The organism is Rhodococcus sp. 06-1460-1B (genome assembly GCF_002258475.1).
In the GTDB taxonomy this organism is placed as follows: domain Bacteria; phylum Actinomycetota; class Actinomycetes; order Mycobacteriales; family Mycobacteriaceae; genus Rhodococcoides; species Rhodococcoides fascians.
Genome location: NZ_NOYS01000019.1, coordinates 348069 through 364806 on the forward strand (window position 1 = coordinate 348069; position 16738 = coordinate 364806).

The following is a 16738-nucleotide window of genomic DNA, read 5'->3' on the forward strand; positions in this document are numbered from 1 at the left end:
TGGTGGCGCTCGCCACAGTGATATACAAGCACTGTTATACCAATACGTCAATGACCCTTCGCGAACCGAACTACGCGGTGCCGAGCGCACTCGCAGAACGGGCCAGTTCCTCTATCGCGGCCCAGTCCCCCGCCTGCACCAGTGAGCGCGGGGTGAGCCAGCTACCGCCGACGCACACCACATTCGGCAACGCCAGGTAGTCGACGGCGTTCCGCGGAGTGATCCCACCGGTGGGGCAGAACGTCAAGTGCGGCAACGGGCCTGCCAGCGCGCCCAGTGCCGCTGCGCCACCCGAGAACTCGGCCGGGAAGAACTTCATCTCGGTCGATCCGGCCTCGGCAACGGTCATCGCCTCGGTCGCAGTCGACACGCCCGACAGAACAGGCACCGGTAGCGTGCGTACCGCGTCGAGAAGACCCTTCGACGATCCGGGTGAGACCAAGAACCTCGAGCCGGCATCCACCGATCTCATGGCATCGTCGCGGTTCAACACCGTTCCCGCGCCGATGACCACTTCCGGCACGTCCGCAGCGATCGCCGCAATGGCACCGAGCCCGGCCTCGGACCGCAACGTCATCTCGATGATGCCGATACCGCCCGCATAGAGTGCACGCGCCAGCGGCACTGCGTCCTCGACCCGATCGATGACCACCACAGGAATCACCGGGCTCACGCGCAATACGTCGCGAGCGGTAAGGCTTTCGCCAGAAATAGTGAGTTCGAAGGTCATACGAGTACTCGTTTCCACTCGCCGAGCGAGTTGGTCCGTAGGAAGTCGGTCCACGCAACGACCTGCGTGCCGAACGGTGACGTGGGCCCGAGATCGGACCCGAAGATGGACTCGACAGCGAGCAGGTCCGACGCCGACCCGGCCCGAGCCAATTGCGCCGACAACGGATCGTCCAGTGCACGTCCGGCTTCCGTCTCGGCGAGAACGAAGGCGCACCAGGCTGCGACGGCGAGGGCGAGCATGTCCGTCGAACCAGCCGCCGACGCCGCATCCCGCACGGTTCCGAGTAGGCGCGGTCCGAGCTTCTGCGATCCGTCCATCGCCACCTGCCGGGTGGTGTGTTTCAGCGCCGGGTTGGCGAATCTCGTGCGTACCTCGTTGCCGTACCCGACAGCGTCCATTCCGCCGGTCGTCGTCGGCGCAACATCTCGGAGAACCATGGCCCGGCATATCTCGTCGAGCTCCGGATCCTGGACCGCCTCGGCGATGGTGTTGTGTCCACGCAGAATTCCGAGGTAGGCCAACACCGAGTGGGTGGCATTGAGGACGCGCAACTTCATGGTCTCCCACGGCTCCACGTCGTCGACGAACTGCACGCCCACTCGTTCCCAGGCCGGACGCGGACCCGCGAAATTGTCCTCGATCACCCACTGCCGAAAGGGTTCGCACACCACCAAGGCGTCGTCGCGCAGTCCCGTTCTTCGTTCGTTGTCCGCCCTGTCCTCATCCGTGGTAGCCGGCACGATTCGATCGACCATGCTGCTGGGGAATGCGACTCGACGCGAGATCCATTCGGCCAGGCCGTCGTTCATGCCGCGTGCCTCGACGAAAGCACTGACGAGTTCGGACAGAATCCGCCCGTTCGACGGTAGGTTGTCGCAACACAACACCGTGAGAGGCGCATCGCCCGCCATGCGTCGAGCCAAGCCCGCCACCAATTGTCCGGCAACGGTGCGCGGCGGCCTGCCTGCCAGATCCGCCGCGATCTCCGGATCGTCCAGGCGCAGTCGACCCGACGCGGGGTCGAGTCGATAGCCCTTCTCGGTCACCGTCAGAGTGACGATGTGCGTCGCGGGATCGGCGATGGCCTCGACCACCGCGTCGGGGTTCGCGGCTGCGTTCCGTACGTCGAGCATCGAACCGACGACGGTCGCCGTCGTCTCCTCGGTTCCCTTCTGCACCAGAGTGAACAACCCGTCCTGTGGGGCAAGCTGTTCCACCACAGTGTTACTGCGCTGGGTGAAACCGGTGATGCCCCAATTGGTCTCACCGGTCAGCAGCGCCGCCTCGGAGGTGAACGCGGCCTGATGCGCCCGATGGAATGCCCCGACGCCGAGATGCACGATTCCGCTGGCGGTGGGACGAACGACCTCGGCGGTCGCATCGGACAATCGCGTGGCCACCGTCATGTCGTCACTCGTTCTCTGTGACGTCGGATTTCGGACAGCGGTGCGATGAGACCAGTGCCGCCCCGCCCGCCGACGCTCAGCGATGCCGCAGCAGCTGCCATGGCCGCCGCCTCGCGAAGATCGTCGCCGAGAGCGAGACGCGCCGTCAGGGTGCCGGCGAACACATCACCGGCACCGGTCTGATCGATGACGTCGAGCGCGGGGATCACCGGCTGGTGCGACGTCCCCGCAGCGGTGAAGATGCTGGATCCTTCGGACCCCTGCGTGACCACCACGGAACGCGCACCCCAGCCCATCAGTGTTGCTGCAGCAGTCTCCGGTTCGGTTGTGCCCAGAAGCAATTCGATCTCACTCGGTGCCGATGGCACCATCACCTCGGTACAGGGAGCAACGCTCTGCAGGAATGCGCGGGCCTCGTCGGCCGTGGTCAACCTGGGGCGAAAGTTGGGGTCGTAGACGAATCTGCCCGAGCGCTGCGCCGCGTGCAGCATCGTGCGGGCGAGCGTCGGCGACAGTGCCGCAGCGATTCCGCCGCCCAGCACGGCACCCGCCTGCTCGATCACACCCTCGGGCAGGTCCGCCACATCGAGCTGACTGCCCACCGATCCGGATCGGGCATAGGAGAACTGGCGATTCCCCTCCGGATCGATGTGCAGGAAATAGACACCCTGCTGTCCGGGAACTCGCCGAATGTAGGTGTCGTCGATACCGAGTTCACGAATACGCCGACAGACGGCATCACCGAGTTCGTCGTCGGATACCCGCGCGATCAGCGCTACCGAAGCACCTGCAGCAGCGGCCGCGGCACCTGCGTTGACGACGTCTCCCGACACCCCGAGCGCAGCACCTACTCCGTGCCGGAAGGCCTCGGTGGTCGAAACCTCCACGAGGGGCTCGCCGAGCAGGACGACATCGAATTGCGTTGTGGTCATGTGGCGCTTCACCAATCGTGCATGCTGCCGTCGAGACGGCGATTGACGGGCAGATACTTGGGGTTGTACGGGTACTTCGCGGCGGCCTCTTCGTTCACCTCGACGCCGATGCCCGGCTTGTTTCCCGGGTGCATGAAACCGTCGGTGAAGGTGTAGCTGGTCTGGAACACATCGCCGGTCGGGTCGACGTGACCCATGTACTCCTGCACGCCGAAGTTCGGGATCGACAGATCGACATGCAATGCGGCTGCGAGGGAGACGGGCGAAAGATCGCCCGCACCATGAGATCCGGACCGAACGCCGTAGAGATCCGCCAACGAGAAGATTCTGCGCAGATGGGTGATGCCGCCGGCGTGTGAGACCGACGCTCGGATGTAGTCGATCCACCGGTTGGTGATCAGATCCTGGCAGTCCCAGATCGAGTTGAAGATCTCGCCGACGGCAATCGGGGTGGTCGTGTGTTGGCGAATGGTGGCGAAGGCACTCTGATCCTCGGCTGGCGTGGGATCCTCGATCCAGAACATGCGCATCTCTTCGAGGTCGCGCCCGAGTCGTCCAGCCTCGATCGGGCTCAGACGGTGGTGCACGTCGTGGAGCAGGTGAAAGTCGAACCCGTGACGTTCACGCACGGCACCGAGCATCTGCGGTGCGAACCGCATGTACGGGGCGGTATCCCACGAATCTTCCTGCGGCGCAGCGCCGGAGGCTGGTTCGTAGAAGCCGTCGACCGGAATTCCGTAGGTCTTCTTCAGGCCAGGAATGGCCGACTGAGCACGAATTGCTTTGTAGCCCTTGTCGAGATGCGCTTGGACGTCGTCGAGCATCTCTTCGATGCTACCGCCGCTGGCGTGCCCGTAGACCATGATTCCGTCTCGTGCAGCACCACCGAGGAGCTGGTAGACCGGCATATCGGCGGCCTTACCCTTGATGTCCCACAGTGCGACGTCGACGGCTGCGATGGCCGTCATGGTCACCGGGCCACGTCGCCAGTACGCGCCCTTGTACAGGTACTGCCAGATGTCTTCGATCCGATGGGGATCGCGTCCGATCAGAAGTGGCGCAATATGGTCCTTCAAGTACGACTCGACTGCGAGCTCGCGTCCGTTCAGCGTCGCATCACCCCACCCGACGATGCCCTCGTCGGTGGTGATCTTGAGCGTGACGTAGTTGCGGCCCGGAGCCGTCACGATGACGGTGGCATCGATGATTTTCATTGCGGTCCTTGCGAAGTGGTGTCGATGACGATCTTGAGCTGGGTGGGGTCGGTGAGCGCGGCCTCGAGCGCTGCGGCAGATTCGGCCAACGGGTACGTCGATGTGACGAGCGCCGCGAGGTCCACTCGAGCCGATCCGGCGAGTGCGATCGCGTCGGCGAATGCCGAAGGGCCGTAACGGAAGCACCCGCGGATGTCGAGCTCCCAGCGTTGCACTGCCCCGATCGGGAATTCGGCAGACGCGCGTCCGGGCACGCCGACGAGCGCCAGAATTCCTGCCGGGCCGAGTGAGCGTGCCGCGTCGGCAATGGCTCCGGGATGTCCCGAGCAGTCGAAGGCGATGTCGAAAGCGCCCTCCGGCAGTGCGTCTTCGCCGGAACGCAACGTCGTGGTGGCACCCAGCGCTGCCGCGACCTCGAGCCGAGCGGGTGCGACGTCGGTGATGGTTGTCTCCGACGCGCCCAGGGCAATGACCGTCTGCAGAACCAACAGACCGATGGGCCCGGCACCGGTGATCGCGATGCGCTTGCCCAGCACCGACCCGACCCGTGCGGCAGCCCACGCTGCGACGGCCAGGGGCTCGATCAGCGCAGCGACGTCATCGCCGATCGAATCCGGGAGGGGGTGCGCGAATTCGGCTGCGAGAACGACGGATTGCCGCAGCAGTCCGTGGTTCGGTGGGGATCCGAAACAGACAACGCTGGGGCAGACGTTGTAGTGACCACTCAGGCTCAGCGGTGAGGTGCCGTTCGGAATCGCGGGTTCGATGGCCACTCGCTGGCCGATCCGGTCCTGGGACACGCCCGCGCCGACCTCGGTGACGACCCCGAATCCCTCGTGGCCCAAGACGGTGGGCTGCGTCAGCGGGTTGGAGCCGTTGCGGCCGTCGGCGTAGTAGTGCAGGTCCGAGCCACACAGGCTCACGCCGTGCACATCCACCCTGACCTGGCCGTCGCCGACCTGCATACGGTCGATCTTCTCGATCCGCAGGTCACGTGGACCGTGTAGGACGGCTGCCTCGTCGTTGCCGCTGATCACTGCCATCGTTGTAGAGCCTCCGCCGTAGTGCCTTGAATATCAGTACTACCATACTAGTGACGGGCAGCACTTCGTCAAGGCTTCGGCCCTGTGGGTCACCCACGAGGTCACGTTAGTCTTGACCGGTGAGCACACAGAGCAGCAGGAAAGTCACCGCACGAGAGCGGGCGTACCGAGAATTGCGCCTGCGCATCGTGTCGCTGACGCTCCCCCCGGGTAGCCCGCTGTCAGAGAACGACCTCGCCGAGCAGATGTCCGTGAGCCGCACACCCGTTCGCGAAAGCTTGATCCTGTTGGCCGAAGAGGGTCTGGTTCAGGTCTTCCCACAACTCGGCACCTTCGTCTCGCGGGTCGACACCGACCGTGTTGCCGATGCCCAATTCGTCCGGGAGGCAATCGAAACCGCGTCTTTGAAAGATGCAGTCACGTCTCGCTCGGACCAGGACCTCGCTGCGTTGCGCGCCAATCTGGCAGCGCAGGCCGAGCCTGGAATCGACATGGACCAATTCTTCGAATTGGACGAGCAATTCCACCAGCTACTCCTCGCAGTCGGAGGACATTCCGCCGCATGGCGATCCGTCGAATCCGCGAAAGCTCATCTGGACCGGGCCCGACGACTCGGTCTGCGCGATACCCGTCCCATCCCCGACCTGATCGAACAACACACCGCAATAGTCGACGGCCTCGAAGCCCGAGACTTCGAGGCCGCGGCCCAGTCGATGCGCGAGCACCTGCGCGCCGTGTTCGCCGACGTCGAATACATCAAGAGCAAAAGCCCACACCTGTTCTCCAACAGCAACGAACGCCCGACGCGCAAAGTCGTCTCCAGCTGGGAATGAGTGCGGCTGCGCCGCAGTGGTGCGATTATGTGCCCTCTAGAGCACATATCCGCGCCACTGCCGCAGGCATTACAGGCGTTCGATGATGGTGGCGTTCGAGAGCCCACCGGCCTCGCACATCACCTGTAGGCCGTAACGCTGCGCGCGCTCGGCGAGCGCGTGGACCATGGTCGTCATGATTCGGGCACCGCTGCCGCCGAGCGGATGGCCGATGGCGATGGCCCCGCCGTTGACGTTGACCTTGTTCATGTCTGCGCCGGTTTCCTTCGCCCAGGCGAGCACAACCGACGCAAAGGCCTCGTTCACCTCGAACAGGTCGATGTCGTTCATCGTCAGCCCGGCTTTGGCGAGCACCTTCTTCGTCGCCGGAATGACTGCGGTGAGCATCATCAACGGATCGTCGCAGACCACCGAGAAGCTGTGCAGCCTCGCCATCGGAGTCAGGCCGAGTTCCTTCGCTTTCTCACTGGTCGTGATCATGACGGCCGCACTACCGTCGTTGACCTGACTTGCGTTGCCTGCGGTGATGTTCCAACCGATTTCCGGGAACCGCTGCGCCATGGCGTCGCTGTAGTAGGCCGGTCGCAGTCCCGCCAGCGCATCGAGTGTGGATCCGGTGCGGATTCCCTCGTCGCGGTCGAGTCCGCGGATTGCGGTGATCTCCCGCTTGAAACGCCCCTCTTCGGTGGCTGCGGCAGCCTTCGCATGACTCGACAGAGCGAACTCGTCCATCTCGGTACGGCTGATACCCCATCTCGCCGCGATCAATTCAGCACTGATGCCCTGCGGCACCAACCCTTCCGGATACCTCTCGATGAAACCGACACCTGCCGGATCCTCGGTTCCCACCAGGTTCGACCCCATCGGAGTGCGGCTCATCGACTCCGAACCGGTAGCCACGGCCAGATCGTAAGCACCGGAGATCACGCCCTGTGCGGCGAAATGTATTGCCTGCTGGCTACTTCCGCATTGCCGATCGACGGTGGTTGCGGGTACGGATTCCGGATAGCCCGCCGCCAGCGCCGCGCGCCGAGTCATGTTCGACGCCTGATCCCCTACCGCGGTGACAACTCCGCCGATGACGTCGTCGATCTGGGTCGGGTCTATCCCACTGCGCTGCACTACTTCCCGCAGGCTGTGGGCCATCAGGTCGACTGGATGCTCGGGATGCAACGTGCCGTTCGCTTTGCCCCGCCCGACCGGGGTTCTGACTGCCTCGACGATGACTGCGTCTCTCATGACGGCTCCTTGTCCGATCGATCCGGTCCTATCGGATCGCTGACACCACGGTACGAGCTGGCTATAGTTTTGTAAAGTCAGTAGGATCGTGGCATGCCCCTCCACATGGACGGCCCACTGTCCGATCTCGACAGCTGGACAGCAGGTGACCGTTGCTCCATCGCACGCGCGCTGTCGGTGGTCGGCACCCGATCGACGATGCTGATCCTGCGCGAGGCGTTCTACGGAACCACCCGCTTCGATGACTTCAGCCGACGCGTCGGCATCACCGACGCCAGCAGTGCGGCCCGACTCAAAGAACTGGTCGACGTCGGAATCTTCGTCAAGAAGCCCTACCGCCCCGAAAAGGGCAGAACGCGCTACGAATACGTTCTGACGAGAATGGGCGAGGATCTGCTGCCCGTCGTACTCGGATTGATGCAGTGGGGCGACCAGTACCTGCAACAAGACGACGGACCGCTCGACGTCGTCGATTCCCGAGGCGAGCCCGTGCGCGTACGGGTCACCGACCGCGTCGGTTCCGAAGTGCCGATGAACGAGCTGCGAGTACGCGTTGCCGGATGATTGCCGGGCCGACGCGTAGCGTCTCCGCCATGGACGATGAATCGTGCATCGAACCCGAGAATGACCCGCGAGCACAGTGGCGACAGCTACCAGACCCCGTGCAGCCCAGCCACGAGGGCCAGGCCCTGGAATCCGACACCTCCATTTGGGACCACAAACCCAAGAACGACCCGAGCATGGACATCGTTCGCTGATTTGCGCAAGTGCCTTCTTCGGGTCACACCGCTTCGACGGCGAGTGCGACTCCGATACCGATGAACAGGACTCCGATCACTCGGTTCCAGGATGTCGACTTCGACGAACCACCGGTCAGACGGCCCACAGCCGCGGTGACCACCGCCCAGACCACCAAACCGATTGCCACATCCACGATTCCGAGTAACCCGATCTGCAGGGGAAGCGGTCCGTCGGCATCGACGAACTGCGGCAGCAGCGCGACGAAGAACAGAATGGCTTTGGGATTGAGCACGTTCGTCACCAGGCCCATGCGAAACCAGCGCACATCGGAGGTCGCACGCCTCTCCGACGACGACTGTCGCAGCGCGGAAATACCGAGCCACACCAGGTACAGACCCCCGAGAATCTGAATGATGCTCAGCGCCATCGGTGATCGTGAGATGAGCAGTGACAGCCCCACCACCGCAGCGATCATGTGCACGCACAGTCCGGTCTGCGCGCCGAGGCCCGCTCGCCACCCGGCACTACGGCTGCTCGCTGCCGCCCGGGCCACCACCGCGAAGTCCGGACCGGGTATCGCGTAGGCCAACAGCACGACGCCGAGGAACGGTAACCATTGGATGTCCGTCATCGTCTCGACGGTATCTGATGCTTTTACATCCGTAAACCATTAGACTCGGGCGATGGACTGGAACTGGCTCGGCGACCACTTCGCGCTCGACGTGGTCAACACCGTGCAGTTGCAACGCGGCACCTACGTCGAATTGATCGCCTCCACCGCCGATCTCCAGGAATGGGCCGAGCTACAGGGTGCCCGGGTGCCCGAGACAATCCCCGACGATGCCGACATCGACACGTTCCGGCTGACGCGAGATCACCTGCTGGCGCTGCTGCGGGCGGTGGCGTCGGACATGGAAGTTCCGGGAGACACCGTCGATCACATCGACGACATTGCCCGACGCCATCCGGTGACCCGTCGGCTCGATCTCGGGAGCGGCGGTGGCGTCGGACATGTGGTGGGGACGTCGGATCCGGTCGACGCGATACGCGCCCGTGCAGCGTCAGCGGTCATCGATCTACTGAATGGCCCGGATCGCGCACGATTGTCACTCTGCGACGCTCCGCGATGCGGTCAACTGTTTCTGCAGGATCGGCCCAATCAGCAATGGTGTTGCAGCGCATGCGGAAATCGAGCACGTGCGGCACGACACCACGCAAAGGAGAAGCGCGGATCATGAACAGTTCAGTACGCCAGGTGGCTCAGCCGACACATTTACGCCCCTAGCAGCAATCCACACCCCCCACACGGGGCGTAAATTCCGAACAGGGGCGTAGATTGCAACCCCCACCCACACATCCACGCCCCCACCGACACATCAGCTCCCCACATTCGGAAACCCGACGCCGATCGGAGTCAGAAATCCGAAACCGAGGAGCCGATACGCGGCAACAAGCTCAGCCGACACATCTACGCCCCCAGCAGCAATCCACACCCCCCACACGGGGCGTAAATTCCGAACCGAGGCGTAGATTGCAACCCCCACCCACACATCCGCGCCCCCACCGACACATCAGCTCCCCACATTCGGAAACCCGCCGCCGATCGGAGTCAGAAATCCGAAACTGGGGAGCCGATACGCGGCAACAGGCTCAGCCCAATTGCACTGTCGCAGTAGCGCGGTGGCCGAAGATTCGCTTGCCCTCGAAGGTCGCGCCGATCGAGATGACGGCCGTACGGGACTCCTCGTCCTTCGACTTGATCTTGCCGCCGAAGACGATTTCGGCCGGCTTGTGTGTGTCCACCGGGATCGGGGTGGTGAATCGAACGGTGTAGTCCTTCACCGCGCCTGGATCGCCGAGCCACTCGCTGATGAATCCGCCGCCGACACCCATGGTGAGCATGCCGTGCGCCAGGACGTTCTCGAGATCGATCATCTTGGCGAACTTCTCGTCCCAGTGGATCGGGTTCGCGTCACCGGCGACGCCGGCGTAGTTCACCAGATCTCCGCGAGTCAAACGCACAGTGCGCGAGGGCAACTCGTCGCCGACATTCACCTCGTCGAACTTCCGAGTGGGCTGACCCCGGTACTCCTCGACGATGAGCGGCTCGTGTTCCTGCGGAGTGGACAGGGTGTCGTGCTCACTCGCCTCGGCACTGCTGGTGTCGGTCGTCGCACCGAACATCACGATGTTGCGAGCCGCCTCGGAGATGGCCGGATCGATCTCGCCGGATCGCCCCACGAGCAGCGTGGTGTACGTGGTCTGCACCAGTTCGTTCTTCTGGTTGGACACGACGTTCTTGGTGATCATCATGTCTCGACCCATGACCGTCTTGAACGCGTCGAGGGAGACATCGCAGGTCAACTGGTCACCGGCCAGAATCGGCTTCTGGAACACCAGCACCTGATCGGTCTGCAGAATCTGGCTGAGGTCGTAGCCCTCGGCGATGGACTGCAACAGCTTCTTCTGCGCCAGAGTGCCGACCAACGACATGAACGTGAGCGGGGCCACCAGAGCGCTGTGGCCCAGCGCTGCCGCGGCATCGCCGTCCCAGTGGGCGGGGTGGAAATCCTGAACGGCACGGGCGTACTCGCGAACCTTCTCGCGGCCCACCTCGTAGTAGTCCTCAGTGCGGTAGTGATACCCGACCATGCTGCGCGCGTGCTCCGCCGGGTCGAATGCTCCCGCATCGGATGCTGCTGCGCCGGACTCCGCTACCTGCTCTGCCACTGTTGCCCCACCGTCTCGTCCCTACTGTTCATCATTACCCGAGCAACCTACCCAACGACGACGCACGTTGGCCAGGAAGGGGCTCAGGCAGAACGGTGCCGCGGGGCGTCCCGGTACCCCACCATGCCCACCATCGCGGCCGGCTGAGTCAGCACCGACGCACTGCTCATCGCGCCGCGCGGACGGTGTTGGCGCGACGCGACCGCATCGATTGCCATCAGGGCCGCCCCGTGCGCAGTGAGGGACTCGGGATTGGCAGGCGCGATGACGGGCAACATCAAATCGCGTCGAAACATCCGACGCAGCGACGGCAGGTTGGCGCATCCGCCCACCATCACCAACGCGTTCACAGCGCAGGGTGCGTCGACGATGATGCTGGCCACCCAATCTTCCAGTGATCGGATACTGCGCTCGAGAACATCGTCGAACGTGTTGCGCCACAACCGGACCGGTCCGCCGACGAACGGCCCGGCGACCTCGGCCACCCGCAGGCGTGACAGCTGTTCGCGTGCCGTGCGAACCGACACCAGCAACTCCGCGCGGGCCCGTTCCGAGGCCAATTCGTCTGCCCCGTAGACGGACAGAAGGTAACGCGAGATCTGGGCGTCACACCCGATCCCGCCGAACAACGTGGTGCGGACCGAACTGTGCACCGCTCCCGTGGCGGGGTCGGCAATGGACACGGTGGTTCCCGACGCCCCGATGTCGCACACGGCCACGGTGCGCGCACCCTCGAGCATCCCCGTGCCGCGTAGATACCGAAGTTGCGCCCCGAGCTCCGACGCCACCAGCAGACGATCGGCCTCGTACGTGGAATATGCCGACGTGCGTCCGCGCGCACCGGGATCGTCCGGAACGGCGAGAACGATGTCCGGTCGATCTACCATCTGATCCCGCGACATCGAATCCAACAGATCGAGCGCGACCTGCAGATGGTCGTCCGGATCGAACGATCGCACGACGTGCGCAGAACGGACCGACTCGTCCGACGCATCCAGGGCTACACCCCGGGCAATGGCTGAACCCACCGAGACACCAAGGATAGATCTCATGTTCCCTCGACTCGCCTAGCTACTCCGACCTGGCGATCGTAGCGCCTCGAACCGTCGGTGAGTCGGTAAATGCCCTATTCTATTCAACTTTCGGTTTGTTTTGGGATTCGTTACAACCACTCGGGCGACGAGTTGGGTCAGGCGACGTGCCCGAACCCGTCCCGACGGTCGGCAAGCAACGAGCCCCACTCCGCCTGCGCCGACGACATCGCGGCACCGCCCACGCCGTTGTCGGAGTCCATTCCTCGTGCCGCAGTGACGATGGATCGAGCCGACTGCACTAGAGAAACATCGAACCGGAAACTGTGCGCTGCCAATTCGGCGAACGCCTCATCCGGACTGCAGCCGCGCAAGGCAATGAGGACACCCACCGCCCTGTCGATGGTCGTGCGCGTCACCGGTTCTACTGCGGATTTGTCGGTCATCAGAACTCACCGTCTACTGGTCGATCACCCGATGGTAGCCAGGCTCGAGCAGAAGTTCAGGTGTCCGAGTCGAATTCACACACCTGTCACATCACGGACTTTTCGAAGTAGCGAACCCGCTCGCTCACAACGGATTATCGATGAAATCGTCACTCGGCCGGATCGGTGACAGGTGGTTCCTCCATCCGAGGCGCGGGCTCGGAATCCGTCGGCCCCGAAGGCTCCGTGGGTTCGGTCGGCCCCGAAGGCTCCGTCGGCTCCGTCGGCTCCGTGGGCTCCGTCGGCTCCGTGGGCTCGGACGGACCCGGTTCCGTGGGATCGGGGACGTCCGTATCGGTGGGAGCTGTGGTTTCGTCGTCGGTCGGCGGAGTCTCGGTCTCGGGCTTCGAGATCTCTGTTTTCGTATCCCGACCGCCGGGGGCGGAATTGCCGCCACCCGAGTTGCCCCGTCCCGTCGACGACGAACTGGGTGCGTTCGACGTCGCACTTGGGGCCGCCGGGACCGCGTCGATCCAGATGTCGCCCGACCCGGAGCCGACGGTCGACACATCCAGAACACCCGCGTCGATCGGTGGAACCGCGGACGGCCCAGCCACAGGAACAACCGGCCCGGCGCTCGACGCCGGCCGACCAGGCGTCGATGGGGCGATGCTGGAATCTGCGGTATCGAGTACTGCGTCCTGAGTCGGCGCGGGCGAGGAGAACGCCCACACGGTTGCCCCACTCAGAGCAGCCAGCACGGCCACACCCAATCCGACCATGGTCCATCGAGATCCCCGCGACGCAGCATCGTATTCTCCGGCCCGATCGTCCAAGCCGGGTTGCCCCGCAGCGATCTCGTCACCCGTCGGGCGGCCCGTCCTGGACGCGGCACCGACGACGGCGGCGGCCACGTCCAACGGGTACTCGTCGGGCAACCGCGGATCGTCCATCGCCAATACCTCGACATCGACGACGCGGTGGTCGGCCAGCGCGGCCCGAACGATCTCGCCGTGCAGAAGGTTGTCGCAGACCACGGCGGCACCGTCGACGATCAGGTCTCGTTGAGCTGCCTGTACACGCATGATTCCGAGAACCGTCGCAACGGCGTCACCGATTCCGCCGGGGGCAGCGGCGATCGACACGGGTCGCGAGGTGACCGGGCCCAAACCCGGCAGATCGGTTTCGACCAAGACGGCCGAGATCTCGTCGGTTCCGACGTGAACGCCCAACGCAACGGACATACCCGTCGACCCCCCTACTCGATTCGGCCTCACAGTACACTTCGAGGGCCTAAACGGGGAAAACGACGGTTTGTGTGCGGGGTCAGAACTCCAGCTTGCTCGCCTCGTCACGTGCCAGTTCGGCTGCACGGCGCTCACGCTCGAAGAGGAGTCCGAACGTGAACCCGTTCTCGCCGGAGGTGGTTCCCGCTCGAGCCCCGAGGGTGCGCAGAATCTCCGCCGCGATGACGGCATCCTGATGCTCGCCCAGAACTTCTTGAATCTGCTTGTATCTCTTGATATTCGACTTGGACACCTTCTTGTCCACGACGGGTGCCACCAACTCGGCCGCATACCGAGCCCGCTTCGAGGCCTTCCTCGCGCGGTGCAGTTGCTCGTCGTCGGTGCCTCGTACTGCCTTCTCGGTGCGGTCTACGGCCTTCTTACCGGCCTTGCGCGCCAGCTTGATCAGCAACCGCTCGCTCACCTCGCCGTCGATCGGCAATCCCCTCGACCAGGCAGCCACGGTCGTGAGCAACTCTCGGTAGCGCTCGCCGTCGAGCTCGGCCATCGCGGCTTCGCGGTGTCGGATCTGCTCGGCCAGCAGGTCGTTCTCGATACGCGACGCCACCGGGCCCAGAACCAGTTCCGACGGAAGGTCTCGCAGCGCCGCTGCAAACCGCGCCCGCTGCACCTGCCGATCTCGCACCTCGCCGAGCAGGCTTGCATACCAAGACAATTCGTCTTCGAGTGCGGCCGCGGGCTCGTCCTCGAACACGCTGCCGAAGACGCGAAGCGTACTGCGATAGCGCCTGATGGCCACCCGCGTGGAGTGAATCGGATCCAGTCCGCGGCGCAGATACACGTCGCCGGCCACGATGGCCTGCGCCTGCTCGTCGAGATAATCGACGAGCAACCGAAGCCCGTCGTGGGCCGGCTCCTCCCGAACCACCGACAGCGCACGGTTCAACTTGGACGGATGTGCCGACGGCGTCGCACCCGACGCGCGAAGCACCTTGCTCGCCTTCTTCAGGAACGATTCCGAGCCGGCGGGCCCGAGCTCGACCTCCACCTCACGCCACTGCGGCCCGGTCGCGCCGCCGATCAGGACGACCGACACCGCGTCGTCGGCGAATTCGGCCACGACGGCTCCGGATGCATCGGTGACGGTACGAATCTTCCGACGCGTCGTCAGGGTGGCGACAGCCGACAACTGCTTGCCCATGACCGCCCCGCGCAGTACGTCGGCCAGCTCGTCGGGCACGACCTGCGGGTCGCCGTGGCCGAGTGGAAGCCTGATCTCGGTTCGCGCCTTCTCCGCAGGAACCTTTGCGTGCCAACCGTTGTCGGAGTCTCCGGTGCGTCGCCGAAGGGTGATCCCCCGACGCAGCAGATCGTGACCGGTGGTGTCGAAGTACTCGCTGACCAGTTCGGTGTCGGTCTCCACCGCCGCGCCGTCGGCAGGAACGAGCGAGGTGAGGGAGGGGAACTCGAAGTCTGCATCGACATCGAACTTGTCTTCGCGCTCGGTCTGTGACTCCATACCGACCATCCTGCCTCGAGGATGCGGCCCCGTGGCGGTCGAAACCGTAGATCTATTGCCGCCACGGCGAAACGAACGGCGGTGTCTACGGTCGCCGAGGCGTGGTTATCGTGGGTTTCGTCGGGGTCGAGGCGCGAGTGGTGGTGTGCGGCAACGTCGTTGTGGTCGGTGCAGTGGTTGTCGGCGCAGTGGTGGTCGGCGCAGTGGTGGTCGTGGGGTGAGTCGGAGCCGTCGTGGTGGTCGGAGCCGTGGTCGTCGTCGGAACTCGAGTGCCTTCACGCGCGGGCCGAAGGACAGTGACGTCAGGAATCGTGCGGGTTGGAAGCGGTGGCTCGGCACTGTTCGGCGAGGTGGGTGCAGGAGAGGACGTCGAGACTCCGGATGTCGGAGACGTCGAGGACGACGCGGCCACGTCCGTGGCCGACACCGAGGGCGGCGTCGACACGGACGGTGAGCCGTCCACCGCCGGCATCACAGCCTGCGATCGGGCGGAAGGCGACGCGTTCTGCGAGGTCGCGATCGACGGTTCGGGGGTGTCGTCGGTGGTTCGGGCCGCTGCCGCGACCACGGTTCCGGCCACGCACACCGCAACGAGCGCGGCGAGTGCGCCCCCGACGCGGCGGGACTTCGCTGCCCTGGCCATTCGCCTCGACGGGCTGCCGCTGTGCCGCGGACGACGGGCGGGAACGGCGGTCACGGCGGTCACGGCAGGGGCCGGTGCAGGCCTGGCTCCCACGGTCCGCGCGATCCCGGCCGCCCCACGGGCGGCCAACAATTCCGGTCGTTCCGGAACGTAGACAGGCACCGACACGGCGTCGAACAGTGTCTGCCGAACGATCTGCATGTTGGCACCGCCGCCGACTGCGACGATCGCCTCCACGTGAACGCCGCTCGCTGCGACGGACTCGAGCACGTCGACGGCTGTGGAGACTGCCGCACGAACGGCGTCGCCGATGATCTCGTCGAGGTCGTGTCGCCACAACGAGGCGCGACCGCCGACGAACGGCCCGACGACGGAGACGCTGCGCAGGATCGACAGCTGGTGTTTGCCGTCTCGCACGTCGTGCACGAGCTGTCGACGAGCTGCCACCGTCAAGGCTTCCGCCGCGCCGAACGTCTCGATCAGGTGGTCGCTGAGCACACGGTCGCAGTCGTCGCCGCGGAGTTCTTCGGTGCGACGCGAGGCCAGGACGCGACCGGACTCGACGTCGACCACCGATACGCTGGTGCCGGATGCGCCGACGTCGAACAGCGCGACGCAACGCTCACCGGCGAGCACTCCGGTTTCTCGTAACGCGCCCAGCTGCGCACCCAGTTCGGATACGAGCACGATGCCGTCGGAGAAGTCCTCGCGAAAGGCCGTGTCGGGATCGCTCTCGCGGAGGGCGAGCACCGGGTAGTAGCGAGCGGACGCGTATTCGTCTGCCGTGCTGTGCACCGATGCGACGACGGCATCCCAGGGATCCGGGGCGAGACCGTTGGGCGCGGGCCCGGTGGCAACCGGTTCGAGGACGTGGAGCACCGTGTCGACACCCGAGCTGTCGCTGATCACACTGCGGACGCCACTCGACCCCAGGGAAGCGCCGAGCACGGACGGATCGGGTACCGCGGACACGAGAAACCTCATTCTGGTAGGCCCCAACCC

The 16738-nt window shown here is 64.7% G+C and carries 17 protein-coding genes; 4 read left to right on the top strand and 13 right to left on the bottom strand.

All coding sequences use genetic code 11. From position 1 onward, the window contains the following. Positions 1–70: 70 nt before the first annotated feature. Genes eda through CH268_RS09875 form a run of 5 tightly spaced genes read right to left on the bottom strand, consistent with a single transcriptional unit; the run spans position 71 to position 5328 of the window. Positions 71–730, bottom strand: a complete 660-nt coding sequence (eda, locus tag CH268_RS09855) for a bifunctional 4-hydroxy-2-oxoglutarate aldolase/2-dehydro-3-deoxy-phosphogluconate aldolase (protein WP_094663638.1) — start codon at positions 728–730, stop codon at positions 71–73. Then, entirely contained in the window at positions 727–2139 is a 1413-nt protein-coding gene (locus CH268_RS09860) for a mannitol dehydrogenase family protein (protein WP_094663640.1), read from the bottom strand. The genes eda and CH268_RS09860 overlap by 4 nt, the downstream gene beginning before the upstream one ends. Further along, the gene (locus tag CH268_RS09865; RefSeq protein WP_094663858.1) at positions 2136–3071 is read right to left on the bottom strand and encodes a sugar kinase; all 936 of its coding nucleotides are present in this window, start codon (positions 3069–3071) and stop codon (positions 2136–2138) included. The genes CH268_RS09860 and CH268_RS09865 overlap by 4 nt, the downstream gene beginning before the upstream one ends. 8 nt (positions 3072–3079) lie before the next feature. Beyond that, positions 3080–4285 (bottom strand): D-mannonate dehydratase ManD, encoded by a 1206-nt coding sequence (manD, locus tag CH268_RS09870; RefSeq protein WP_032374833.1) that lies wholly within the window; start codon positions 4283–4285, stop codon positions 3080–3082. Next, positions 4282–5328, bottom strand: a complete 1047-nt coding sequence (locus CH268_RS09875; RefSeq protein WP_094663642.1) for an alcohol dehydrogenase catalytic domain-containing protein — start codon at positions 5326–5328, stop codon at positions 4282–4284. Before CH268_RS09875 ends, manD begins: the two co-directional genes overlap by 4 nt. A gap of 119 nt (positions 5329–5447) precedes the next feature. On the opposite strand from CH268_RS09875, the gene CH268_RS09880 reads away from it, so the two are divergent. Continuing rightward, positions 5448–6161 carry a GntR family transcriptional regulator gene (locus CH268_RS09880; protein WP_094663644.1) on the top strand — a complete coding sequence of 238 codons (714 nt, stop codon included), beginning with the start codon at positions 5448–5450 and terminating at the stop codon, positions 6159–6161. 69 nt (positions 6162–6230) lie between these two features. Here the strand turns inward: CH268_RS09880 and CH268_RS09885 are convergent, their stop codons facing one another. Then, positions 6231–7400 (bottom strand): thiolase family protein, encoded by a 1170-nt coding sequence (locus CH268_RS09885; RefSeq protein ID WP_094663646.1) that lies wholly within the window; start codon positions 7398–7400, stop codon positions 6231–6233. A 93-nt stretch (positions 7401–7493) separates the two neighbouring features. Between CH268_RS09885 and CH268_RS09890 the strand changes: the two genes are divergently transcribed. Together CH268_RS09890 and CH268_RS27870 are read left to right on the top strand one after the other, a co-directional pair. Then, positions 7494–7964 (top strand): winged helix-turn-helix transcriptional regulator, encoded by a 471-nt coding sequence (locus CH268_RS09890; protein WP_094621350.1) that lies wholly within the window; start codon positions 7494–7496, stop codon positions 7962–7964. Between the two features lie 29 nt (positions 7965–7993). Then, on the top strand, positions 7994–8158 hold the full coding sequence (locus CH268_RS27870; RefSeq protein WP_155290302.1) for a hypothetical protein: 165 nt from the start codon (positions 7994–7996) through the stop codon (positions 8156–8158). Positions 8159–8181: 23 nt separating this feature from the next. On the opposite strand, the gene CH268_RS09895 is transcribed toward CH268_RS27870, so the two are convergent. Continuing rightward, on the bottom strand, positions 8182–8772 hold the full coding sequence (locus tag CH268_RS09895) for a LysE family translocator (RefSeq protein ID WP_094663647.1): 591 nt from the start codon (positions 8770–8772) through the stop codon (positions 8182–8184). Positions 8773–8824: 52 nt separating this feature from the next. On the opposite strand from CH268_RS09895, the gene CH268_RS09900 reads away from it, so the two are divergent. After that, the gene (locus CH268_RS09900; protein WP_094663649.1) at positions 8825–9379 is read left to right on the top strand and encodes a CGNR zinc finger domain-containing protein; all 555 of its coding nucleotides are present in this window, start codon (positions 8825–8827) and stop codon (positions 9377–9379) included. Between the two features lie 412 nt (positions 9380–9791). Here the strand turns inward: CH268_RS09900 and CH268_RS09905 are convergent, their stop codons facing one another. The 6 genes from CH268_RS09905 to CH268_RS09930 form a co-directional block, all read right to left on the bottom strand. Further along, on the bottom strand, positions 9792–10871 hold the full coding sequence (locus tag CH268_RS09905) for a fused (3R)-hydroxyacyl-ACP dehydratase subunits HadA/HadB (RefSeq protein WP_032374830.1): 1080 nt from the start codon (positions 10869–10871) through the stop codon (positions 9792–9794). A gap of 83 nt (positions 10872–10954) precedes the next feature. After that, positions 10955–11923 (bottom strand): Hsp70 family protein, encoded by a 969-nt coding sequence (locus CH268_RS09910; protein WP_176457905.1) that lies wholly within the window; start codon positions 11921–11923, stop codon positions 10955–10957. A gap of 137 nt (positions 11924–12060) precedes the next feature. Further along, on the bottom strand, positions 12061–12348 hold the full coding sequence (locus tag CH268_RS09915) for an ANTAR domain-containing protein (protein WP_094663651.1): 288 nt from the start codon (positions 12346–12348) through the stop codon (positions 12061–12063). A 149-nt stretch (positions 12349–12497) separates the two neighbouring features. Beyond that, a complete protein-coding gene (locus tag CH268_RS27875; RefSeq protein ID WP_176457906.1) occupies positions 12498–13571 on the bottom strand; it encodes a hypothetical protein in 1074 nt (357 codons plus the stop codon). 82 nt (positions 13572–13653) lie between these two features. Further along, positions 13654–15093: a CYTH and CHAD domain-containing protein gene (locus CH268_RS09925; protein ID WP_094663860.1), complete on the bottom strand. Its 1440-nt coding sequence runs from the start codon at positions 15091–15093 to the stop codon at positions 13654–13656. An 85-nt stretch (positions 15094–15178) separates the two neighbouring features. After that, complete coding sequence (locus CH268_RS09930) at positions 15179–16708, bottom strand: Hsp70 family protein (protein ID WP_176457907.1); 1530 nt, start codon at positions 16706–16708, stop codon at positions 15179–15181. Positions 16709–16738 lie beyond the last annotated feature (30 nt).